This is a genomic window from Duganella sp. BJB476 (assembly GCF_003416895.1).
GTDB lineage: Bacteria > Pseudomonadota > Gammaproteobacteria > Burkholderiales > Burkholderiaceae_D > Rugamonas.
The window spans coordinates 1817977-1839681 of sequence record NZ_QVIO01000001.1 but is presented as its reverse complement, the minus strand read 5'-3'; the positions used below and the strand labels follow the sequence as shown (position 1 = coordinate 1839681).

The following is a 21705-nucleotide window of genomic DNA, read 5'->3' as shown; positions in this document are numbered from 1 at the left end:
TGCTTTCGCTGCAATGACCTGTCGCGCAGGCATTGGCTCCGTAGTATCGGACAGGTCCAGAACCCTTTGCATGCGGGGTGTCTGCGACAAGGTAGGTAAAAAAATAACCCTAGGAGATGACACGGTATGAAACCAGCAAAGAAGCAGCGGTTTGCCTTGCACGCAGTGGCGGTTGGAGCCGCCTTGTGCGCAATGGGGGCAGGCCAGGCGGCCGAAATCGTCACCGATAATCCAGATCTGGCGATCCGCTTCGACAACACCATCAAGTACAACTACGCCAACCGCGTCAGCAGCCAGAACGCGGCCATCCTGAAGTCGGTCAACAACGACGACGGCGACCGCAATTTCAACAAGGGCACGGTCTCGAGCCGGGCCGACCTGCTGAGCGAATTCGACCTGGTGTTCCAGAAGCGCATGGGCTTGCGCGTCAGCGCGGCCGGCTGGTACGACGCGGCCTACAGCTCGCTCGACAACACCAACGTCGCCACCTCCAACCACCTGGGCGCGGACGGCAAGCCGGCGCTGGGCCTGTCGCGCTACGCCAGCCGCTATCACAAGGGCGCCTCGGGTGAGGTGCTGGACGCCTTCGTGTTCGGCAGCTTCGACATCGCCGACATGCAGCTCAACGTCAAGCTGGGCCAGCACACGCTGTACTGGGGCGAGAGTGTGCTGTCGCCTATCCATGGCGTCAACTACGGCCAGTCCGCGCTGGACCTGATCAAGGCCTACTCGGTGCCGGGCAGCGACGCCAAGGAATTGTTCCTGCCGCGTCCGGCCCTGTCGGCGCAGTTCTCGCCGACCCCCGAATTGTCGATCGCCGCCCAGACCTTCTTCAACTGGAAGCCGGCCCGGGCGCCGGAGTCCGGCTCCTTCCTGGGCTTCTACGACTACGCCTTCCAGGGCGCCGAGAGTTTCAACCTGTCCGGCCTGGGTTTGCCGAGCGCGGTCAAGGCGCCCGACAGCACGCCGCATAAATCCGGCGACTTCGGCGTGTCCGCGCGCTGGAGCCCGGCATGGCTGGACGGCACGCTGGGCCTGTACCTGCGCAAGACTTCCGACCTGCTGCCGCAAGCGAACCTGCGCCTGGCCGGCGTGCCGTCGGCGCTGTTTGGCCAAAGCAGCCCGCTGGTCGCGGCCAATGCCCAAAAGGCCGCCGCCGCCGTGATCGCCGCCGGCGGCACGCCTGCGGCGGCGCAGGCCGCCGCGCAGCAGGCCGGCGTGGCCACGGCCCAGGCGGTCGGCAACGCCACTTGCACCGCCGCCATCCCCGGCGGCGCCGTGGCCGGTGGAAACTGCCTGTTCTACCCGTCCACCCTGGGCGGCACCAGCCAGTACCAGCTTGAATACGGTTCCAACATCAATGTGCTGGGCCTGTCGCTGTCGAAGAGCGTCGCCGGGATTTCCGTCGGCGCCGACCTGAACTACCGCCGCAACATGCCGCTCAATAGCACGCCGGCGTTGCTGATGCCGGTCGGTACCAACCCGGCCTTGCTGGCCAGCCTGAACACCTTGCTCAAGGGCCAGCTGGTGGTCAACGCCGCCGGCCTGCCTGCTCAGGGTGAGGTGAGCGGCGCGCGCGGCAATACGCTGCATGGCGTGCTGAACTTCATCGGCTCGACCGCCAAGACGCCGCTGTTCGACACATCCAGCTGGATCGCCGAGCTGACCTGGAACCGCGTCGCCAGCGTGACCCAGGGTGCGCAATTCTTCAAGGGCCGCGACAACTACACCGGCATCGACAAGGTCGGCAAGGACTACTTCGGCCTGGCGCTGAACTTCTCGCCGACCTGGTTCCAGGTGTTGCCAGGCATCGACCTGTCGATGCCGCTGAACTACGCGGTCGGCCTGTCGGGCAACTCGGCGGTGCTGTCGGGCGGGAATAAGCAGGCCGGCAACTACAGCGCCGGCCTGAGCCTGGACCTGTACCAGAAATACCGCATCGACGTGAAGTATGTCGACTTCTTCGGCGCGCTGGCGGTGGACCCGGCCAGCGGCGCGGTCAGCTCCAGCGCCGGCCTGATGCCGTTGCTGAAGGACCGCGGCTTTATCGCCGTGACACTCAAAACCACTTTCTGATCGCGAGCAGACCATGACGTTTTTCAAGCAAACCATCATCGCCGCCGCGCTGTCCGCGGCGGCATGCGCCCAGGCCGGCGTGACGCCGGAAGAAGCCAGGCAGCTGGGCGCCAGCCTGACCGCGTTCGGCGCCGAGAAGGCCGGCAACAAGGATGGCACGATCCCGGAATACACCGGCGGCCTGACCACCATCCCAGCCGAGTTCGTCAAAGGCAGCGGCATCCGCCCCGATCCGTATGCGGCCGACAAGCCGCGCCTGGTCATCACCGGCAAGAACCTGGCCGGCCAGGAAGACAAGCTGACCGCCGGCACGCGCGAGCTGCTCAAGCGTTTCCCTAGCTACCGCGTGGACGTTTATCCGACCCACCGCAGCGTTAATTATCCGAAGTTCGTCAACGACAACACGGCGAAAAACGCGGTGGCGGCCAAGACCATCGACGGCGGCGTCGGCCTGGACGGCGCGCTGGCCGGCGTGCCGTTCCCGATTCCGAAGAGCGGCTACGAAGTGATGTGGAACCACCTGCTGCGCTACCAGGGCCAGGCCATGTTCATTCGCTACGATTCGTGGAATATCGACGTCTCCGGCCGCCCGACCCTGGCCACCACCGGCGAGATTTACCAGGAATTTCCGCTGTCCGACGCCAAGCGCACCGAGACCGCCAAGCAGAGCGACGTGTTCTTCCGCACTAAGCTGGCCTACGTGGCGCCGGCGCGCCGCGCCGGTGAAGGCTTGATGGTGTTCGACGCCGTCAATCCGCTGGAGCAGGCGCGCAAGGTGTGGCAATACCTGCCGGGCCAACGCCGCGTCAAGCTGGCGCCGGACGTCGCCTACGACACGCCCAACCCCGGTTCGGCCGGCGCCTCGACCTACGACGACGCCTGGGTGTTCAACGGCGCCATGGACCGCTTCGACTTCAAGCTGGTCGGCAAGAAGGAAATGATCGTGCCGTACAACGCCTACAAGCTGGCCTATCACCCGGTGGTGGCCGACATCACCAAACCCAACCACGTCAATCCCGACCTGCTGCGCTGGGAGCAGCACCGCGTGTGGGTGGTGGAGGCGACCTTGAAGCCGGGCAAGCGCCACATCTACAGCAAGCGCGTGTTCTATGTCGACGAGGACAGCTGGGTGGCGGTGGCGTCGGATGAGTACGACGCGCGCGGCCAGTTGTACCGCTCGTCGTTCGACCACATGACGTTCTCGTATGACGTGCAGGCTGTCCAGTCGGGCAACCACATGATCTACGACTTCGTCAGCGGCAGCTACAACATTACCGGCGTCTCGGGCCACCTGGGCGGCGTCAAGTACATCGGCGCGCTCAAGCCGACCGAGTGGGCGGCCGACGCGCTGGCCGGCGCCGGCGTGCGCTAAGCAAGCTTTCTTGTTGTTCTCTTTACCGCCGCTAGCTTTATCCCTAGGCTACGCGGCGGATTTTTTGCACAGAATATGAACCCATTGAATTGCACCTCGCGCACACTGCGCGGCCTGCTGGCCGGCGCCATCCTGTTGTCGTCGTCGTTGTCAGCGGCGGCTTCCTACGTTGACGTGCTGGAGTTGCCCGCCGTCGCCAGTCCGCTGGCGGCGCGCGCCCTGGTCAACGGCCTGGCCGTGGCCGGCAAGCGGCTGGTCGCGGTCGGCCAGCGCGGCCACATTGTGCTGTCGGAGGACGGCGGCGCCAGCTGGCGCCAGGCCAGCGTGCCGCTCAGCGCCGACCTGGTGGCGGTGCAGTTTCCCAGCGCGCTGCAAGGCTGGGCGGTCGGCCATGATGGCGTGGTGCTGCACAGCGCCGACGGCGGCCTGCATTGGCAGCGCCAGCTGGACGGTCGGGCGATCGCCGCGCTGCTGTTGCGCAGCTACGACAACGACGCAAGCGACGCCGGCGTGCGCGCGGCCGCGCGGCGGCTGGCGGCGCAGGGCGCGGACCACTCGCTGCTAGATGTCTGGTTCGACGACGAGCGCAACGGCTTCGTGGTCGGCGCCTTCGGCCTGATACTGCATACAGCAGACGGCGGCGCCAGCTGGCAGCCGTGGCTGGAGCGCGTCGCCAATCCCAACGGCTACCACTTGAACGCGGTGCGCGGCGTGGACGGCGACACGCTGATCGCGGGCGAGCAGGGCACGCTGCTGAAACTTAATCGCGGCGCGGCGCGCTTCGACGCCATCGCCAGCCCTTACCAGGGCAGCTACTTCGGCCTGGCCGGCGGTCCCGGCACGCTGCTGGCCTACGGCCTGCGCGGCCACGCCTACCGCAGCACCGATCACGGCCTGAGCTGGAACAAGATCGACACCGGCCTGCAAGTCGGCCTGACGGCGGCCACCACGCTGCGCGACGGCCGGCTGGCGCTGGTGAGCCAGGCCGGCCAGGTGCTGTTGAGCGCCGACGGCGGCGCCAGCTTCCAGCCGCTGCGCCCGGCCTCGCCGGGGCCGGTGTCGGCGGTGGCGGCGGCCGACGACGGCGCCATCGTGCTCGGCGGCCTGCGCGGCCTGCGCCGCCAGCCGCTGCGCTGATCCACACCAAACCACATAAGCAGAGCCGGGCCGCGCATGGTGCGCAGGACCCGGCCACAACGAGAGAGAGAACATGGACATGAGAACTACCCAGGCCGACGCCATGCCGGTCGTGCGCGAGCTGGCCCACTTCGACCGTCGTTCCGGCAACCTGCTGGAACGCATGGTGTTCAACCACCGGCTGCTGGTGGTGCTGGCCTGCGCCGTCATGACGCTGGCGCTGGCCTGGCTGGGCGCGACGCGCCTGGGCCTGAGCGCCAGCTTTGAAAAGATGATGCCGCAGAGCCAGCCCTACATCCAGAACTACCTGGCCAACAAGGCCTCGCTGCGCGGCCTGGGCAACGCGGTGCGGGTGGTGGTGGAAAACCCTAGCGGCGACATCTTCTCGCCGCAATACCTGGAGGCGCTCAAGCAGGTCAACGACGAACTGTTCCTGACCCCGGGCGTGGACCGCGCCTGGATGAAATCGATGTGGACCCCGACCGTGCGCTGGAACGAAGTGACGGAGCAGGGCTTCCAGGGCGGCCCGGTGATGCCGGATGCCTACGACGGCTCGTCCCGCTCGGTGGAGCAGCTGAAGATCAACATCGCCCGCTCCGGCATCGTCGGCAGCCTGGTGGCCAACGACTTCAAGTCCACCATGATCTTCGTGCCGCTGCTGGACCGCGATCCGGTCGGCGGCAAGAGCATCGACTACGCGGCCTTCGCGCAGGCGCTGGAGCGCTTGCAGTCGCACGGACCGGCCGGCGTGAAGGTGCACGCGGTGGGCTTCGCCAAGCTGATCGGCGACCTGCTGGCCGGCATGCGCCAGGTCATGCTGTACTTCGGCGCCGCCGCCGCCATCGCCGCGCTGGTGATCTTCGGCTACACGCGCTGCGTGCGCAGCACCACGCTGGTGGTGGCGTGCTCCATCGTCGCCGTGGTGTGGCAGCTGGGGCTGGTGGCCGCGCTGGGTTACGCGCTTGATCCGTTCTCCATCCTGGTGCCGTTCCTGGTGTTCGCCATCGGCGTCTCGCACGGCGCGCAGAAGATGAACGGCATCATGCAGGACGTCGGCCGCGGCACGCATCTGCTGGTGGCGGCGCGCTACACCTTCCGCCGCCTGTTCCTGGCCGGCCTGACGGCGCTGCTGGCCGACGCGGTCGGCTTCGCGGTGCTGATGATGATCGACATCCCTGTCATCCAGGACCTGGCGATGACCGCCAGCATCGGCGTGGCGGTGCTGATCTTCACCAACCTGCTGTTGCTGCCGGTGCTGCTGTCGTATGTCGGCGTGTCGCCGGCGGCGGCGCGGCGCTGCCTGCGCGAGGAAAGCGCCGGCGCATCGGGCGGCGTCTGGCGCCTGCTGGAGCGCTTCACGCAGCGGCGCTGGGCGCTGGGCGCGATCGCCGTGGCGGTGATGCTGGCGGCGGGCGGCTTCGCCGTCAGCACCCATTTGAAGATCGGCGACCTCGATCCCGGCGCGCCCGAGCTGCGCGCCGACTCGCGCTACAACCGCGACAACGCCTACATCACGGCCCACTATTCGCTGTCGTCCGACCAGTTTGCGGTGATGGTCAAGACGCCGAAGGAGGGCTGTCTCAAATACGAAACCCTGATCGAGGCCGACCGCCTGGCCTGGACCTTGCAGCAGATTCCCGGCGTGCAGACCGCCGTGTCGCTGGCCGACGCGGTGCGCCAGATCACCGCCGGCACCTCGGAGGGCAGCCCGAAATGGCTGACCATCTCGCGCAACCAGGACGTGCTGAATTACGGCGCCCAACAAGCGTCGACCAGCAATCCCGACCTGTTCAACAGCGACTGCTCGCTGATGCCGGTGATCGCCTACCTGAGCGACCACAAGGCGGAGACCCTGGAACGCGTGACCGCCGCCGCCGCCGGCTTCGCCGCCGCGCACAGCACGCCGGATCGCCAGTTCCTGCTGGCGGCGGGCAGCGCCGGCATCGAGGCCGCCACCAACATCGTGGTGCGCGAAGCCAACCACAAGATGCTGCTGTACGTGTATGCGGCCGTGATCGTGCTGTGCTGGGTCACTTTCCGCAGCTGGCGCGCGGTGCTGGTGGCGGTGCTGCCGCTGGCGCTGACCTCCATCCTGTGCGAGGCGCTGATGGTGATGCTGGGCATGGGCGTCAAGGTCGCCACCTTGCCGGTGATCGCGCTCGGCGTCGGCATCGGTGTCGACTACGCGCTCTACCTGCTCAGCGTACAGCTGGCGCAGCAACGCGCCGGCGCCACGCTGGCGGACGCCTATCGCCACGCCTTGCAGTTCACCGGCAAGGTGGTGGCGCTGGTCGGCGTGACCTTGGCGGCCGGCGTGGTGTGCTGGGCCTGGTCGCCGATCAAGTTCCAGGCCGACATGGGCATCTTGCTGACCTTCATGTTCACGCTGAACATGCTGGGCGCGCTGGTGCTGGTGCCGGCGTTGTCGCACTTCCTGCTGCGCAAGGCCTGAGGCCCGCCACCGCCATGACGGCCCTGGCCAATCTGTGCCCGGCGGCGCGGCGCGACATCCTCGCCCTGCGCGCCCAGGGCCATTCCTACGACGCCATCGCCGTCGCCCTCAACCGGCGCGGCCTGAAGGGCGTCGGCGGCGGACGCTGGTACGGCTCCACGGTGTTCCGTGTAGTGCGGGCCGGCGGCAATTATTCCATTCCGGGAGATAAACATGCTACGTAAGAAATATTCTGATTTCATCAAGCACCAGCTGGCCGATTGTTGCATTTGTGTGCTGGCCATTCTGGTGGTGGCCGGCGCCGCGCTGTGGATCGCCAAGGCGCTGATGTTCAAGGGCGCGTTTGCGTGAGACGGGCGTTGATGAGTAGATTGACAGTGCCGGGCCGCTGGGGTAAAACTTGGTCTTGTCTTCTTGCCCGGGCAGCCACATGACAGTACCGAACACCGGGGCGCCGGACAACGGCGCCGACGACCGGCAAAGCTACACCACCATCGGCAGCTACGGCATGGCGATCGCCCGCACACTGGAGGCGGCCGGCATCGACAGCAGCCGTATCTTCCGCGCTATCGGCATCGACGGCGAGCTGTCCAACGATCCGATGAACCGCCTGCCGGCGGCCACCATGACGCGCCTGTACCGGGCCTGCGTCGACGTCACCAACAATCCGTATTTCGGCTTGCAGGTGGCGCGCCATATCCATGTGTCGAACCTGCACGCGCTCGGCTATGCGCTGGCCGCCAGCACCACGCTGATGGATTTCTGCGTGCGCCTGGAGCGCTACATGCGGCTGGTGTCGCAGGTGGCGGACGTCGTTCTGGAAGAGGAGGGCGACGAGGTGCGCTTGTGCTTCAAGCATCTGGTGGCGGTGAGCGGCGAGACCGAGGATTGCTTCTTCGCCTTCCTGGTGATGACCATGCGCCAGTTGTACCGGCCCGGCTTTAATCCGGTGCGGGTGGCGTTCCGCCGCGCGTTGCCGTTGGAAGGGGCGGGGCCGTATGAGACGCTGTTCCGCGCGCCGGTCAGCTTTTCCAACGTCGAGGGCGTGCTGGTGTTCGACCGCGAGGACTTGAAGAAGACCTTGCCGGGATCCTGCCCCGAGCTGGCGCAGGTCAACGACAACATCACCATCAGTTACTTGGCCAAGCTGGACAAGAACGACGTGGTCACCGGTGTGATCCAGAAGATTATCGAATTCCTGCCGGACGGCGAGTGCGGCCGCGACAAGGTGGCCGCGGCGTTGTGCATGAGTCCGACTACCTTGCAGGCCAGGCTGGCCCAGCGCGGCAGCAATTTCCAGCAGCTGCTGGACGACACCCGCAAGGACATGGCGTGCAGCTATCTGCGCCAGGGCGGACGTTCGGTGACGGAAGTGACTTTCCTGCTGGGCTTTGCCGACACCAGCAATTTCACGCGCGCGTTCAAGCGCTGGACCGGCGTCTCGCCCACCGAGTTTCGCCAGCAGCCCTGAACGCGCGGGGTTTTACTTCTTCTTCAGCGGCAGCACGATTTCAAAGTCGGCCGGGAAGCTGTCCTGCAGCGACAGCAAGTGGCCCAGCGCCTGCGGATCGCCATCGACCTTGATCAGCCCCGTTTGCAGCGCCTCCTTCGGCGCCAGTTGCTGCGCCAGGATGCGGTCCAGCGTGGACCGGCTCAGCGTCAGCGTGGCTTGGGCGTCGGCGGCGTCGCGCCCGGCCTGCCAGGTCAGCGCCGAGTTTTCCAGGTTCAGCACATAGCGCTGGTCGGCCTTGCCCGCTTCGGTGAAGTGCCAGTTCAACACGATGTGCAGGCCTTCCGCCTTGGGCGCGTTCAGGCGCACGCCCATGAAATCGAAGATGTTCTCGATCGACAGCGCGCGGATGGTGTCCGGGCTGGCGGTACGCAATGGCGGCGGCACGGTCTTGCCGCCGCTGCGCAATTCCATCGCGCCGGTCAGGTAGGCGTTGCGTTCGACCGCCGATTCGGCCTGGTAACCCAGTTGCTCCATCGCGTCCGCGCCCAGTTCGCGCGCAGCCGCGTTGCCCGGCTCGGCCTGCACCAGATGGCCCATCGCCTGCGCCACCCAGCGGTACTCGCCGTTGCCGTAGTCACTGCGTGCGTGCTCCAGCACCGCCGTCGCGCCGCCGCCGTAGGCGACGAATTTGCGGCCATAATCCGCTTCGCCGAGCGCGTCGATATGTGCCGGATTGCCGTCGTACCAGCCCATGTATTGCTGGTAGACCGCCTTGGCGTTGCGCTGGACCGAGCCGTAGTAGCCGCGCGTGTACCACTCGGACGCCAGGCTGGCCGGCACCGTGGCGCGCAGCGTCTCGGCGATCTCGACCGGCTTGTAGCCATGGTTCATCAGCCGCAGCGACTGGTCGTGCAGCCATGCGTACAGGTCGCGCTGCTTGGACAGGTAGCTGACCACGCGCTGGTGGCCGAACACCGGCCAGGTGTGCTGGCTGATCAGCACCTCGGTGCCGGCGCCGAAGCGCTGCAAGGCGCCGTTCAGGTATTTGGACCAGGCCAGGCCGTCGCGGATCTCGGCGCCGCGCAAGGTCAGTAGCTGGTGCTGGGTTTGCAGCGCCAGTTCGCCGGTGTCGAGCACCTTGTGCTGCGGGAAGTAGTGGATCATCTCGGCCGGCGCCTCGGTGCCCGGCGTCAGCAGGTTGACGATCTCGACGCCGTCGATGACGATGGTCTCGAGCGGCTGCGTGATTTCGCGGGTCGGGCGTATCAAGGTGATGGTGCCGTTCGACAGCGCCTTGGCGCCACCCAGGTCGATCTGGCCCTGGGCGCTGCGCGGCAGCGTGGTGCCGAACTGGTACTCGGCGCGCCGGCTCATGGCGTTGCCGGCCATGACGTTCTCGACCACGGCGTGCTCCATGAAGCCGGCCGGCGCGATGATCTGCACCTTGCCGGCGGCGACGTCGGCCTCGCTGACGATGCCCTTGACGCCGCCGTAGTGGTCGATGTGGCTGTGGTTGAAGATCACGGCCAGCACCGGCTTGCGCGGCCGGTGCCGGTAGTACAGCTCCAGCGCGCTGCGCGCGGTTTCGGCCGACAGCATCGGGTCGATGACGATCAGGCCGGTCTTGCCTTCGACGATGGTCATATTGGTCAGGTCCAGCCCGCGCACCTGGTACATGCCGTCGGTGACCTGGTACAGGCCGTTGCTCATGCCCTTGCGCGCCTGCACCCACAGGCCGGGGTTGACGGTGGCCGGTGCGGAGGCCGTTTGCAGGAATTCATAGCCCTTGAGGCCGTAGACCAGCTTGCCGTCGGCGGCGCGCGTCTCGGCGTCCGGCAGGCTGCCCAGGTAGCCGTGGGCGATGTCGGCGGCGATGGCCGGGTCGTCGGCCGGCAGGCTGCGCGCGAACGCCGCCTGCGCCGCGATGGTGGCCGGCGTGGCCGGCTTGGGCTGGGTTGGCGTCTGCGCCAGCGCGCCCTGGTGCAGCATGCCGGCCATCAGGCTGGCCAGCAGTGGAGTGGTCTTCATGGGTTTTCCTAGTAGTGAGGGATCAGCCGACCTTGCGGTCCATGCCTTGCCAGTATTTCTCGCGCACTTCGCGCCGCAACACCTTGCCGACCACCGAGGTCGGCAGCGTATCGACCAGCACCAGCGTCTTGGGTGTCTTGTAGCCGCCCAGGATGGCTTTGGCGTGCTCGATCAGCGCGGCCGGCGCGATCACTGCGCCGGCGCGCAGCACCACCTCGGCATGCACCGCTTCGCCCCATTCGGCGTGCGGCACGCCGATCACGGCGGCCATCATCACCGCCGGATGCGAGGCCAGCGCCGCCTCGACCTCGACCGCGTAGACGTTGAAGCCGCCGCTGATGATCATGTCCTTGATGCGGTCGACGATGTGCAGGTAGCCGTCGGCGTCCAGCCGGCCCAGGTCGCCGGAGCGCCAGGCGCCGTTCTCGAACTCGGCGGCGGTGGCCTCCGGATCGTTGTAGTAGCCCTTGATGATGGCCTGGCTGCGGATGCGGATTTCGCCGATGGCGCCGGGCGCCACTTCCTTGCCCAGCTCGTCGGTGATGATCAGCTCGACGCCGGGCGTGATGCGGCCGGCTGAACCCAGGCGCTCCAGCGCGGCGGCATCGCCGGGCCGGTGCTCGGCCTTGTCCAGCACCGAGACGAACATCGGCACCTCGGTGGCGGCGTAGCCCTGGGCGAAGATCTGGCCGAAACAGCCGACCAGTTCACCCAGCTTGGTCGGGCTCATCGGCGCGGCGCCGTAGATCAGCGTGGTCAGCGAGCTGAGGTCGCGCGGCGCGGCGCGCTGCAGCTCCAGCAGCCGGTACAGCACGGTCGGCACCAGGAAGGAGTGCGTGACGCGCTCGGCCTCGGCGATGCGGCGCCATTGTTCCAGGTCGAGCTGGTTCATGGTGATGCTGGCGCCGCCGGCGAAAAAGGTGGGGAAGAAGGTGATCAGGGTGCCGTGCGACAGCGGCGCCACGTGCAGCAGCCGGGTGCCGGCGTTGAAGGCGAAGTCGGTGTTGATGAAGCCGCCGTCGCGCGAGGCCAGGATGTTGTCCGGCGCGTACATCGCGCACTTGCTCTTGCCGGTGGTGCCGCCGGTGAAGCGCAGCATGAAGATGTGTTCGGCGGTATCGAGCTCGACGTCGTTGTCGGCGTCGGACTCGGCGTCCACCAGGTCCCAGAACGCGTGCACGCCCGGCTTGCGCTCGGCCGGACCATCCATCACGACGATCTCGCAGCCGAGGCCGCGCAAGGTGTCGTAATAGCTGTCGAGCAGGCGGGTCTCGATGAACACCACCTTGGGCGCGACCTGGCGCACCTGGCGCGCATGCTCCTCCAGCGGATCGCGCAGGTTGGTCATGGCCACCGTGGCCTCCTGCTTGAGCACGGTGGGGAACATCATCAGGCTGAGGTTGTCGTTATCGAGGATCAGCAGGAAACGGTCGCCCCGGCCCAGCGCCAACGGGCCGCGCAGCGCGTTGGCGATGCGGTTGGTCAGCAGGTGATACTGGCGATAGCTGTAGCGGCGCTGGCGTTCGACGTTGACGATCGCTTCCTGCTCGCCGAAGCGCTGCGCCATCAGGCGCATCACGCGGCAAAAATTCATCTTCATGGGCGGCTCCGTGGCGGCGATGCTATGAATGGATCAGCGCGCGCGCAGGCGTGCGGCGCCGTCCAGGCGGATGGTCTCGCCGTTGACGTAGGCGTTTTCGATGATGTAGGCGCAAGTATGGGCGAACTCGCGCGGATCGCCGAGGCGCTTGGGCGCCTCCATCGCGTCCTTCAGCGCGTTCAGTACCTTTTCATCCAGCGCCGCCACCATCGCGGTCAGGAACAGGCCCGGCGCGATGGCGTTGACGCGCACGCCCACCGACGCCAGCTCGCGCGCGGCCGGGATGTTCATGCCGATCACGCCGGCCTTGGTGGCGCCGTAGGCCGACTGGCCGATCTGGCCCTCGTAGGCCGCGCCGGACGAGATGTTGATCACCACGCCGCGCTCCTCGCCGCCTTCGGCCTCGTTCTTTGCCATCTTGGCGGCGCACTTGGACATGACGTTGAACACGCCGTTCAGGTTGACGGCGGTGGTCTTGGCGAACTTGGCCAGCGGCGCGGCGTTGCCGTCGCGGTCGAGCACCTTGAAGCCGCTGGCGATGGCCGCGCCGTTGATGCAGACGTGGATGGCGCCGAAGCGCACCATGACGGCCTCGGTGGCGGCATGCACCGATGCTTCGTCGGCGACGTCGGTGGCGACGAACATCGCGCGCTCCCCGCCCAGCGCCTTGACGGCGCGCTCGCCGGCTTCGACGTCCTGGTCGAAGATGGCGATCCGGGCGCCTTTTTCGGTCAGCAGATAGTTGGCGGTGGCCAGGCCCAGGCCGGAGGCGCCGCCGGTGATGACGACGACTTTGTCTTGAATACGCATGATGGATTTCCTTGGTTGGATTAGTGTTTGGCCAGCAGGGTGACGGCGACCACGGCTTCTTCGATGCCGAACAGGCCGCCGCCGTTTTCGTGCGCCGCGATGCGGGCGCCGACCACCTGGCGCTGGCCGGCCTCGCCGCGCAATTGCGTGACCAGCTCGTGCAGCTGGCCCAGGCCGGTGGCGCCGATCGGATGGCCCTTCGATTCCAGGCCGCCGGACGGATTGATCGGCATGCGGCCGCCGATGCTGAAGTCGCCGCGCTCGGCGGCCGGGCCGCCTTCGCCGAACGGCACCAGCATCAGCGATTCGGCGTTGAGGATTTCGCCGATGGCCGAAGCGTCGTGCACCTCGGCGACGTCGACCTCGGCCGGCGAGACGCCGGCGATTTCGTAGGCCTTCTTGGCCGCCAGGTGGGCGACGATTTTCTGTGGTTCCTCCAGGCCGCGGTCGCTGCCGGTCTGGATCACGCTGGCCAGCACGCGCACGGCACGGCCGGCGGCGCCGTTCAGGCGCTTCAGCCCGGCGGCGTTGCACAGCACCACGGCGGCGGCGCCGTCGCTGATCGGCGAGCACATCAGGGTGGTCAGCGGGTAGGCGATAGGCGGCGAGGCCAGCACTTCCTCGATGCTGAAGGCCTTCTGGAACTGCGCCAGCGGGTTGTGCACCGAGTGCGCGTGGTTCTTGGCGGCGACCGCGGCGATCTGGCGCTGGGTGGTGCCGTAGCGCTGCATGTGGTTGCGGCAGATGGCGGCGTAGACGTCCATGAACACGCTGTACGGGCGCTCCGACATCGAGCCCGGCGGCGGCGTCACGCCGTCGCCCATGGCCAGCAAGGTGGCCTTGTTCTGCTCGACGGTGCTGACGTCCCAGCCGCCGTCGAAGGCGGAAAACATCTTGGCCTTATCGGCGATATTCATTTTTTCCGCGCCGACCGCCAGCGCGATGTCGCAGCTGCCCGCCTGCAGCGCCACGGTGGCCAGGTTGAAGGCCGACGAGCCGGAGGCGCAGGCGTTTTCCACCGTGAACACGGGAATGCCCTGGATGCCCAGGCGGCGCATGGCGATCGGGCCGGGGATCGCGGTCTGGCCCTGGAACTGGCCGTTGGTCAGGGTGCCGTAGTAGGCCGCGCCCAGCTGCGCCTTGTCGCAGCCGGCATCGTCCAGCGCCAGGCCGACCGCTTCGCCGATCAGGTCGTACAGGCTGCGTTCGAGGTGGCGGCCGAACGGCGTCATGCCGACGCCGACGATATAGATTTCGCTCATGTGATGTCCTTGTTGTTTATCGGCCCTGGAACTGCGGCGCGCGTTTTTCGGAGAAGGCTTGCAGGCCTTCGCTCAGGTCGTAGGAACGCAGGTGCTGGCGCAGCATCACCTGTTCATGCAGCAGCGCGTCTGCGCTGCTCTTGTCGGCCGAGGCGCGCGCCACCTGCTTCATGCGCTGCATGACGATCGGGCTGTTCTGGGCGATGCGCGCGGCCAGCTTGAGCGTGGCGTCGGCCAGTTCGGCGGCCGGATGGACTTCGGCCACCAGGCCGCAGGCCTTCATGTCGGCGGCGCTCAGGGATTTGCCGGTCAATAGCAGGTACATGGCCTGGTTCAGCGGGATCAGGCGCGGCAGGATGGCGGCGCCGCCGGCGCCGGGATAGACGCCGAAGTTGGCGTGGGCGTCGCCGATGGTGGCGCTGTCGGCGGCGACGATGATGTCGGCGCACATGGCGATTTCAAGGCCGCCGGCCATGGTCACGCCGTTCAGCGCGGCGATCACCGGCTTGCCGAAGTTGCGCAGCGTATCGAGCACGCTGCGTGCGCGGTCGAGGAAGTCGGCCTCGCCCGGCGGCAGCGCGCCGCTGGCCAGCGCTTCCTTGAGGTCGGCGCCGGCGCAGAAGGCGGGGCCGGCGCCGGTGACGACCAGCACCCGCAGCGCCGGATCGGCCGCGATCTGGCCCAGCAGCTGGTCCAGGCGCGCCAGCATGGCCAGGTTCATGGCGTTCATGGCCTTGGGGCGGTTCAGGGTCAGGCGTGCGACCGGACCCAGGATTTCAAAATGTACTACGTCGTCCATATGGTTCTCCTTGTGTTGTGTGATGCACCTAGGCGCTCATGGCCGCCAGCCAGTTGCACAGGTGCGGACGGGCGTGGATGGCGGCCCGCCGGTGGCTGGTGCGGATGATTTCATCGAGCATGGCGGCCACGGCGATGTCGGCGATGGTGGTGTGGTCGCCGACCAGGCGCGGGCTGTGTGCCAGCAGCGCGTCCAGGCTGTCCAGGTGTTGTGTGAACAGGCGGTCGACCTCGGCCTCCGTCAGCCGCCCCAGGCCCTGCGCACGCAAGCGGGCGCGGTAGTCGAGGCGCAGCAGCGGCACGATCAGGTAGCGTTCCCATGGCGGGCGGCCGGCGCAGATCGACGCCGCCGACGCCTGCAGCGCGGCGGCGTCGTGGACGCGGAAATACACCTCGAACCAGAACAGCGATTCGTCGGCCCAGTCTTCCCACATCAGGGCCGTCGCGCGCTGCGCCGGATCGGCGGGAAGCAGCGGATAGTCGGGGTGGCGCTGCTCGATGAAGGCGGCGATGCGCGAGCTGTCGGCGATGCGCGTGCCGCCATAGTCCAGCACCGGCAGCTTGCCCGGCGGCGTCAGCCGGCGCACGCGCAGCGCGCGCAGGCCGTTGTAGTCGCAGGTCTGGAAGGCCAGCCGCTTGTGGCGCAGGATGCGCCTGACCTTGCCGCAGTAGGGCGAGATCTCCCATTGATGTAAAACGATCTCCATGCTTGCCACCTCGTGCTCGCCTGGCGGCGGGTTCAGAACGCGTTGACGCCGGTCAGGGCGCGGCCGATGATCAACTGCTGCATCTGCGACGTGCCTTCCGGAATAGGCGTGACGATGGCTTCGCGCGCCAGCTTCTCGACCAGGAATTCGGTGGTCAGGCCGTTGCCGCCGTGGATTTGCACCGCCTGGCGCGCGACGGTGACGCCGATTTCGCAGGCGAAGTACTTGGCCATCGCCGCCTCCATTTCGGCCGGTATGCCGTTCTGTATCATCTCGGCGGCGCGGTAGGTCAGCAGGCGGGCGGCGTCGACCTTGGTGGCCATGTCGGCCAGCATGCCGGAGATCAGCTGGTGGCCGGCGATGACCTTGCCGTGCTGCTTGCGCTCCTTGGCGTACTTGACCGCTTCCTCCAGCGCGCGGCGGGCGATGCCCAGGCCCTGGCCGGCGACGAACACGCGCGAACGCTCGAAGAAGGACAGCGTGTTCTTCAGCGCCTCGCCTTCGTTGCCGATCATATTGGTGGCCGGCACGCGTACGTCGTCGAGGAAGATCTGCGCGGTCGACTGGCTGTTCCAGGCCAGCTTGTGGATGTTGCGCACCTCATACGGATGCTCTTTGCGGTCGAGCAGGAAGTGGGTCAGGCCCTTGCGCGGATCGTCGCCGGTGCGGCAAGTGCAGATCAGGAAGTCGGAATAGGCGCCGTTGCTGATCCAGGTCTTCTCGCCGCTGATGATGTAGTGGTCGCCATCGCGGCGGGCGCGGGTCTTGATCTCCAGCACATTGGAGCCGACATCCGGTTCCGAGATGCCGACGCTGACGAAGGCCGAGCCGTCCAGCAGGCCGGGCAGGTAGCGCTCGCGCAGGTGCTGCGGCGCCAGCTTGGACAGCATCAGCGCGCCGAAGGAGTTGATCAGCACCGGCACCGACATGTCGATCGACGTCGCGGCCACTTCCTCGAACAGCTGGATCATGGTCAGCCAGTCGATGCCCATGCCGCCGTGCTCTTCGCTGATGGTGCCCGACACCAGGCCGAACTGGGTAAGTTTGCCCATCAGCTCGGCCATTTTCTCGCGCGGCACGAACTGGTCGCGGTATTGCTTGTGGAAGACGTCGTTGACTTCGTCCGCCAGGTAGCGCTTCAGTCCATCGACTGCGCCTTGTTGCTCTTCGGTTCTGAATACGTGACCCATGATGTCTCCTTAGTGAATGATTGATAGTAGAAATGGGGCGGGGCGGGCGCAGGTCATTGCAGCGAAAGGCGCGGTCCGGCCAATCGCCACAGGGCTGACCGTGGTCCGCCCGCGTCAGTCCTGGTGCAGCAGGCGGGCGATGGCCGCCTCGTCGAGGCCGGCCGCGCGCAGGATCTCGGCGCCGTGCTCGCCGCGCCGCGGCACCGGGCCGGGCAGTGGGTCGGGGCTGCCGGAAAAGCGTGGCGCCGGCCGCGCCTGCAGGACGCCGTCGCGCTTGAAGTACACGTTGCGCGCCGCCATATGCGGGTGGCGTGCGGCCTCGGCCGGCGTCAGCACCGGCGAGAAGCAGGCATCGCTGCCTTCCATCAGGTCGACCCAGTGCTGGCGCGGCTGGCTGGCGAAGATGCCGGCCAGTCGGGTGCGCAGGGCGCTCCAGTGGCGCGGATCGTAGGGATGCTGGAATTGCGGATCGTCCGCCAGCCCGAGCTGCCGGAACAATAGCGCGCTGAATTGCGGTTCCAGCGCGCCGATGCTGATGAACAGGCCGTCGGCGCAGGCATAGCTGCCGTACCAGTGCGGTCCGTCGAGCAGGCCGCAGCCGCGCTCCATCGGCTGCTGGCCGGCCGCGTGGGCCGACAGCAGCAGGTTCATCAGGTTGGCGCTGCCGTCGACGATGGCGGCGTCGATCACCTGGCCGACGCCGTGCGCGCGCGCATGCAGCACGGCGGCCAGGATGCCCATCGCCAGATACAGGGCGCCGCCGCCCAGGTCGCCGACCAAGGTCGGCGGCGCCATCGGCGCGCTGCCCGGCGTGCCCGAGTACCACAGCGCGCCCGACAGGGCGATGTAGTTGATGTCGTGGCCGGCCGCCTGCGCCAGCGGGCCGTGCTGGCCCCAGCCGGTCATGCGGCCGTAGACCAGCGCCGGATTGCGCGCCAGGCAGACGTCGGGCCCCAGTCCCAGCCGCTCCATGACCCCGGGGCGCATGCCCTCGATCACGACGTCGGCCTGTTCGATCAGGCGCAGCACGGCCTCGATCGCCGCCGGATCTTTCAGGTCCAGCGCCAGCGAAAGTTTGCCGCGGTTGACGATGGCGTTCTTGCCGAGGTCGAGCGGATCGCCCGCCTTGCCGCCGGCGCGCTCGACCAGCGTCACCTGCGCCCCCATGTCGGCCAGCAGCATGCCGCAAAAAGGTGCGGGTCCGATTGCCGCGATTTCGATGACACGCAGTCCTTCCAGTACGCCCATGTTGTTTTCCCTTAAGATAAGGCAAGCGGTGCGCTTGCAGATTGATGGGGAGTTTTTCATGGAGGAAGCGACGCCGCCGGTCTTGACGGACAAATAGGCGGTCCGCGCAAATTGTGGGCGCGTCCAAATGGAACGGGTGAGCTGCTATAACGTGGGCGCCGCCGTTGTTGAAGAACATGGCGCCGATCGGCGAAACCAGTGGCATTCAGGCCAATCCTGCATGTCAAACGCCGCGCCAATGAAAATTCGGTGGGTAGTACGGAGTCAGTACGGAGTACGGCGGGATTTGTCGGGAGTCACCGGGAGCCATCAATTGCCGGCGTTACCTATGTAAGCTGGCTTCCGAAAACTCCCATCGTCTCGTATCTGGGCTTTCACACTGCAGGGGTCGCAAGTTCGAAACTTGCACTTCCCACCAAGAATTCGTTTTAAATCAAAGGCTTACATCGTGTAGATGTAGGCCTTTGTTGTTTTGGGCGCTACCAGCGCATGGTCGGAATAAAATCCGCAAACGCGCGCAGCGGCGCCGGCAGGTAACGCCGGCCGGGATAGTACAGCGAGGGACCGTTAAAGGCTGGCCACCAGCGCTCCAGTACCGGCTCCAGTTCACCGCGCTCCATGTAGGGTTTCAGCCAGTCTTCAAACAGGTACACCAGGCCGCCGCCGGCCAACGCCGCATCCACCTTCAAGTCGGCGCCAGCGCCCAGGCCGACAATCAAGGGACCGGCCGGTTTGATGACGACTTTCTTGCCTTTGTGCTCGAATTCCCAATCCGGCATGGCGCCGCTGGAAAAACGCCCGCGCAGGCAGGTATGTCGCAGCAGGTCTTCTGGGCGCTTGGGCATGCCGTGCTGTCGCAGATAGTCGGGCGACGCTGCCAGCGCAAAACGTTGCCGGCGCGGTCCAATCGGAATCGCCACCATATCCAGCTCCATGTGCTCTTCGTAGCGGACGCCGGCATCGCAGCCGGAGTGTTGCAGATCGATAAAGCTGTCATCGACGATGATCTCCAGGCAGATGTCCGGATACGCTGCCATAAACGGCGGAATGATGCGCGGCAGGATCAGTTTCGATACGCTGAGCGGCACGTTGAGCCGCAGTCTGCCTGCCGGGCGGTCGCGAAAACCGTTCACCACATCCAGCGCGGATTCGACCGCGTCAAGCGCCGGCATCAGTTGCTCCAACAAGCGTTGGCCGGCGTCAGTGGTGGCCACGCTGCGAGTGGTGCGGTTCAGCAGGCGCATGCCAAGGCCTGCCTCCAGCCGTCGCACCGCCTCGCTCAGTTGTGACGCGCTATTGCCCGTCATGCGCGCGGCGCCGCGAAAGCCGCCGTGTTTGGCGACCGCGACGAAGGCGCCGATATCCTGCAGTTCAGCCATCGGTCATTGTCCTGTATTCGGCACAAGTTGTGCCATTGCGAGGTATTGTCGCACAAAGTTTTCGCGCCTAGACTCTGTTCACCAACCCATCCTTAAGGAGCATATTTTGAACACCTTCCAACTTGGCGATCTGGCTGTCAACCGCATGGGCTATGGCGCCATGCAGCTTGCGGGCCCGCACGTCTTTGGCCCACCCAAGAACCGCGAGGAAGCGCTGGCAGTGCTGCGGGAGCTTGTTGCGCTGGGCATCAATCACATCGATACCAGCGATTTCTACGGGCCCCATGTCACCAACCAGCTGATCCGCGAAGCGCTACATCCGTACGCGGACGATCTGGTGATCGTCACCAAGATCGGCGCTTCGCGCGGCGCCGACGCTTCCTGGCTGCCGGCCCAGTCGCCGAAGGCGCTGGAAGCGGCAGTGCATGACAACCTGCGCAACCTCGGCCTGGAACGACTGGATGTGGTGAACATGCGTCTCATGTTTGACATCATGGGTCCGGCGGAAGGCGACATTGAAGCCCACATCATCGCACTGGCGGAACTGCGGCAACGCGGCCTGATACGTCACATTGGCTTGAGCAATGCGACCGCGCAGCAGGTGAGGCAGGCGCGCAGCATCACCCCCATAGTCTGTGTGCAGAATCAATACAACCTGGTCCACCGCCACGACGACGCACTGATCGACGAGCTGGCAAAAGACGGTATCGCCTACGTGCCGTTCTTCCCGCTTGGTGGCTTCTCGCCGCTGCAATCGGCTATCCTGTCCGATGTCGCCGCGCAACTGGACGCCACGCCCATGCAGACAGCGCTGGCCTGGCTGCTGCAACGTTCGCAGAATATCCTGCTGATTCCCGGCACCTCATCCGTCGCCCATTTGCGTCAAAATGCCGCCGCTGCCGATTTGACACTGCCGCCGGAAGCCGTCCGTAAGCTGGACGGCATCATCACGTCGGCATAAATGCTGACGCCCACAAGAAGTTGACCCGATGGATTCCGCTGCAAGTAGATATTCCAAGAAGGGCTATCGTAGGCTGGGCTCTGTGCGAGTGATATGATAGAGACAATAGCTGCATGTCCATTATCCCAGGAGCCTTAAATGAAACGTGTCACAGGCATAGGCGGTGTGTTCTTCAAGTCTCCAGATCCGAAGGCGCTGACCGAGTGGTATCGGGTCCATCTCGGTCTGGAGGTTAGCCAGTGGGGCGGCGTGGCATTCCGCTGGTCCGGCCCGGATAATCCGAGCGGCACCGGCACCACTGCGTGGAATGCTTTCAAGGCCGACACCGATTACTTCGCTCCCAGCACATCCAGTTTCATGATCAATTATCGGGTAGCCGACCTGCATGGCCTGTTGGCCGCGCTGCGGGCCGAAGGCTGCCAGGTCCTGGACAAGGTCGATGAATCGGAGTACGGCAAGTTCGGCTGGGTTGTGGACCCCGACGGCAACAAGGTCGAATTGTGGGAGCCGCCGGAAGGCAAGTGATCCTCCACCGGGGTAGGGGGGAAGCTTTTCCTTGTCATCGCGCTTGTGAGAAAGTTCATGCGATTCAAACAAATTTTATTGACCGGCCTGTTGGTCGTGGCTGGTGCAGCGCACGCCGGTGCGGAAATCCGCATGACCTCGGAGTTGGAAGAATTCGTAGAGCTATACCAGCGGGGAGATTATCCGGCCGCGTTCAAGGGCTTGAGCAAGCAAGCTCGCAAGGGCGAGGCCTACGCCCAGGGCTTGCTGGGCAAGATGTACGCGGACGGCCAAGGCACACCGCAGAACTATGCCCTGGCGGTGGAGTGGTTGAGCCGGGCGGCCTCGCGCGGCGACGACCTGGCGCAGAACAGATTGGGCGACATGTATGCCGAGGGCCGTGGCCTGCCTCAGAATCTGGAGAAGGCGGCCGGTTTCTATCGCGAGGCGGCCGGACAATACAATGCCGCCGCATGCTACAGCCTGGGATTGGCGTACGAAGAGGGGCGCGGCGTGGCAGTCGATCATGCAGCCGCGCTCAGGTACTTCCGCCTGGCAGCCAAGCTGGGTAATGCCGGCGCGCAGTTCGAACTGGATAACCCGTCGGCGGAACCGGCGAATTCGCCGAAACAATAGGCTGCGCCGGCACACTGGTAGAAACTTGATTTCAATCAAATTTTTTATTGATTTGAATCAGTATCCTTGTAGAAAATCAGCTCTCTGCGAGG

19 protein-coding genes are annotated in these 21705 nt (G+C 66.1%); 10 read left to right on the top strand and 9 right to left on the bottom strand.

Annotated elements, in window-relative coordinates; all coding sequences use genetic code 11:
* The first annotated feature begins 126 nt into the window (after positions 1-126).
* From D0T21_RS08070 to D0T21_RS08045, 7 genes are all read left to right on the top strand, one after another.
* Complete coding sequence (locus D0T21_RS08070; protein WP_116990817.1) at positions 127-2076, top strand: DUF1302 domain-containing protein; 1950 nt, start codon at positions 127-129, stop codon at positions 2074-2076.
* A gap of 13 nt (positions 2077-2089) precedes the next feature.
* Positions 2090-3448 carry a DUF1329 domain-containing protein gene (locus tag D0T21_RS08065; RefSeq protein ID WP_116990816.1) on the top strand — a complete coding sequence of 453 codons (1359 nt, stop codon included), beginning with the start codon at positions 2090-2092 and terminating at the stop codon, positions 3446-3448.
* A 75-nt stretch (positions 3449-3523) separates the two neighbouring features.
* On the top strand, positions 3524-4585 hold the full coding sequence (locus tag D0T21_RS08060) for a YCF48-related protein (protein ID WP_116990815.1): 1062 nt from the start codon (positions 3524-3526) through the stop codon (positions 4583-4585).
* Between the two features lie 73 nt (positions 4586-4658).
* On the top strand, positions 4659-7037 hold the full coding sequence (locus tag D0T21_RS08055; RefSeq protein ID WP_229211378.1) for an RND family transporter: 2379 nt from the start codon (positions 4659-4661) through the stop codon (positions 7035-7037).
* Between the two features lie 14 nt (positions 7038-7051).
* The gene (locus tag D0T21_RS08050; RefSeq protein ID WP_116990814.1) at positions 7052-7261 is read left to right on the top strand and encodes a recombinase family protein; all 210 of its coding nucleotides are present in this window, start codon (positions 7052-7054) and stop codon (positions 7259-7261) included.
* A complete protein-coding gene (locus D0T21_RS32025; protein WP_158567982.1) occupies positions 7251-7388 on the top strand; it encodes a hypothetical protein in 138 nt (45 codons plus the stop codon). The genes D0T21_RS08050 and D0T21_RS32025 overlap by 11 nt, the downstream gene beginning before the upstream one ends.
* Before the next feature lie 79 nt (positions 7389-7467).
* Positions 7468-8508: an AraC family transcriptional regulator gene (locus D0T21_RS08045; protein WP_116990813.1), complete on the top strand. Its 1041-nt coding sequence runs from the start codon at positions 7468-7470 to the stop codon at positions 8506-8508.
* Between the two features lie 12 nt (positions 8509-8520).
* Here D0T21_RS08045 and D0T21_RS08040 read toward each other — a convergent pair whose 3' ends face one another.
* From D0T21_RS08040 to D0T21_RS08000, 9 genes are all read right to left on the bottom strand, one after another.
* Positions 8521-10518, bottom strand: coding sequence for an alkyl/aryl-sulfatase (locus tag D0T21_RS08040; RefSeq protein WP_116990812.1), 1998 nt, complete (start codon positions 10516-10518; stop codon positions 8521-8523).
* Positions 10519-10540: 22 nt separating this feature from the next.
* Positions 10541-12118, bottom strand: a complete 1578-nt coding sequence (locus D0T21_RS08035) for a class I adenylate-forming enzyme family protein (protein WP_116990811.1) — start codon at positions 12116-12118, stop codon at positions 10541-10543.
* Positions 12119-12151: 33 nt separating this feature from the next.
* Complete coding sequence (locus tag D0T21_RS08030) at positions 12152-12928, bottom strand: SDR family NAD(P)-dependent oxidoreductase (protein WP_116990810.1); 777 nt, start codon at positions 12926-12928, stop codon at positions 12152-12154.
* 20 nt (positions 12929-12948) lie between these two features.
* Positions 12949-14190 carry a thiolase family protein gene (locus tag D0T21_RS08025; protein ID WP_116990809.1) on the bottom strand — a complete coding sequence of 414 codons (1242 nt, stop codon included), beginning with the start codon at positions 14188-14190 and terminating at the stop codon, positions 12949-12951.
* Positions 14191-14206: 16 nt separating this feature from the next.
* Entirely contained in the window at positions 14207-14989 is a 783-nt protein-coding gene (locus tag D0T21_RS08020; RefSeq protein WP_116990808.1) for an enoyl-CoA hydratase/isomerase family protein, read from the bottom strand.
* A gap of 28 nt (positions 14990-15017) precedes the next feature.
* Positions 15018-15695 carry a glutathione S-transferase family protein gene (locus tag D0T21_RS08015; RefSeq protein ID WP_116990807.1) on the bottom strand — a complete coding sequence of 226 codons (678 nt, stop codon included), beginning with the start codon at positions 15693-15695 and terminating at the stop codon, positions 15018-15020.
* Positions 15696-15727: 32 nt separating this feature from the next.
* Positions 15728-16885, bottom strand: coding sequence for an acyl-CoA dehydrogenase family protein (locus D0T21_RS08010; RefSeq protein WP_116990806.1), 1158 nt, complete (start codon positions 16883-16885; stop codon positions 15728-15730).
* A gap of 114 nt (positions 16886-16999) precedes the next feature.
* The gene (locus tag D0T21_RS08005; protein WP_116990805.1) at positions 17000-18133 is read right to left on the bottom strand and encodes a CaiB/BaiF CoA-transferase family protein; all 1134 of its coding nucleotides are present in this window, start codon (positions 18131-18133) and stop codon (positions 17000-17002) included.
* Between the two features lie 479 nt (positions 18134-18612).
* A complete protein-coding gene (locus tag D0T21_RS08000; RefSeq protein ID WP_116990804.1) occupies positions 18613-19512 on the bottom strand; it encodes a LysR family transcriptional regulator in 900 nt (299 codons plus the stop codon).
* A 106-nt stretch (positions 19513-19618) separates the two neighbouring features.
* Here D0T21_RS08000 and D0T21_RS07995 point away from each other — a divergent pair, with 106 nt between their 5' ends.
* The 3 genes from D0T21_RS07995 to D0T21_RS07985 all read left to right on the top strand — a co-directional run bounded on the left by D0T21_RS07995 (position 19619) and on the right by D0T21_RS07985 (position 21613).
* The gene (locus D0T21_RS07995) at positions 19619-20473 is read left to right on the top strand and encodes an aldo/keto reductase family oxidoreductase (protein WP_116990803.1); all 855 of its coding nucleotides are present in this window, start codon (positions 19619-19621) and stop codon (positions 20471-20473) included.
* Between the two features lie 138 nt (positions 20474-20611).
* Entirely contained in the window at positions 20612-20998 is a 387-nt protein-coding gene (locus tag D0T21_RS07990) for a VOC family protein (RefSeq protein ID WP_116990802.1), read from the top strand.
* A 57-nt stretch (positions 20999-21055) separates the two neighbouring features.
* Positions 21056-21613: a tetratricopeptide repeat protein gene (locus D0T21_RS07985; protein WP_116990801.1), complete on the top strand. Its 558-nt coding sequence runs from the start codon at positions 21056-21058 to the stop codon at positions 21611-21613.
* The last annotated feature ends 92 nt before the right edge of the window (positions 21614-21705 follow it).

Coding starts and splice junctions, on each gene's coding strand:
- D0T21_RS08010 (WP_116990806.1), bottom strand. CDS start 16,885: ATGGGTCACGTATTCAGAACCGAAGAGCAACAAGGCGCAGTCGATGGA.
- D0T21_RS08015 (WP_116990807.1), bottom strand. CDS start 15,695: ATGGAGATCGTTTTACATCAATGGGAGATCTCGCCCTACTGCGGCAAG.
- D0T21_RS08070 (WP_116990817.1), top strand. CDS start 127: ATGAAACCAGCAAAGAAGCAGCGGTTTGCCTTGCACGCAGTGGCGGTT.
- D0T21_RS08000 (WP_116990804.1), bottom strand. CDS start 19,512: ATGGCTGAACTGCAGGATATCGGCGCCTTCGTCGCGGTCGCCAAACAC.
- D0T21_RS08055 (WP_229211378.1), top strand. CDS start 4,659: ATGGACATGAGAACTACCCAGGCCGACGCCATGCCGGTCGTGCGCGAG.
- D0T21_RS08035 (WP_116990811.1), bottom strand. CDS start 12,118: ATGAAGATGAATTTTTGCCGCGTGATGCGCCTGATGGCGCAGCGCTTC.
- D0T21_RS08060 (WP_116990815.1), top strand. CDS start 3,524: ATGAACCCATTGAATTGCACCTCGCGCACACTGCGCGGCCTGCTGGCC.
- D0T21_RS08045 (WP_116990813.1), top strand. CDS start 7,468: ATGACAGTACCGAACACCGGGGCGCCGGACAACGGCGCCGACGACCGG.
- D0T21_RS08020 (WP_116990808.1), bottom strand. CDS start 14,989: ATGGACGACGTAGTACATTTTGAAATCCTGGGTCCGGTCGCACGCCTG.
- D0T21_RS08005 (WP_116990805.1), bottom strand. CDS start 18,133: ATGGGCGTACTGGAAGGACTGCGTGTCATCGAAATCGCGGCAATCGGA.
- D0T21_RS08065 (WP_116990816.1), top strand. CDS start 2,090: ATGACGTTTTTCAAGCAAACCATCATCGCCGCCGCGCTGTCCGCGGCG.
- D0T21_RS07985 (WP_116990801.1), top strand. CDS start 21,056: ATGCGATTCAAACAAATTTTATTGACCGGCCTGTTGGTCGTGGCTGGT.
- D0T21_RS32025 (WP_158567982.1), top strand. CDS start 7,251: ATGCTACGTAAGAAATATTCTGATTTCATCAAGCACCAGCTGGCCGAT.
- D0T21_RS08030 (WP_116990810.1), bottom strand. CDS start 12,928: ATGCGTATTCAAGACAAAGTCGTCGTCATCACCGGCGGCGCCTCCGGC.
- D0T21_RS08025 (WP_116990809.1), bottom strand. CDS start 14,190: ATGAGCGAAATCTATATCGTCGGCGTCGGCATGACGCCGTTCGGCCGC.
- D0T21_RS08050 (WP_116990814.1), top strand. CDS start 7,052: ATGACGGCCCTGGCCAATCTGTGCCCGGCGGCGCGGCGCGACATCCTC.
- D0T21_RS07990 (WP_116990802.1), top strand. CDS start 20,612: ATGAAACGTGTCACAGGCATAGGCGGTGTGTTCTTCAAGTCTCCAGAT.
- D0T21_RS08040 (WP_116990812.1), bottom strand. CDS start 10,518: ATGAAGACCACTCCACTGCTGGCCAGCCTGATGGCCGGCATGCTGCAC.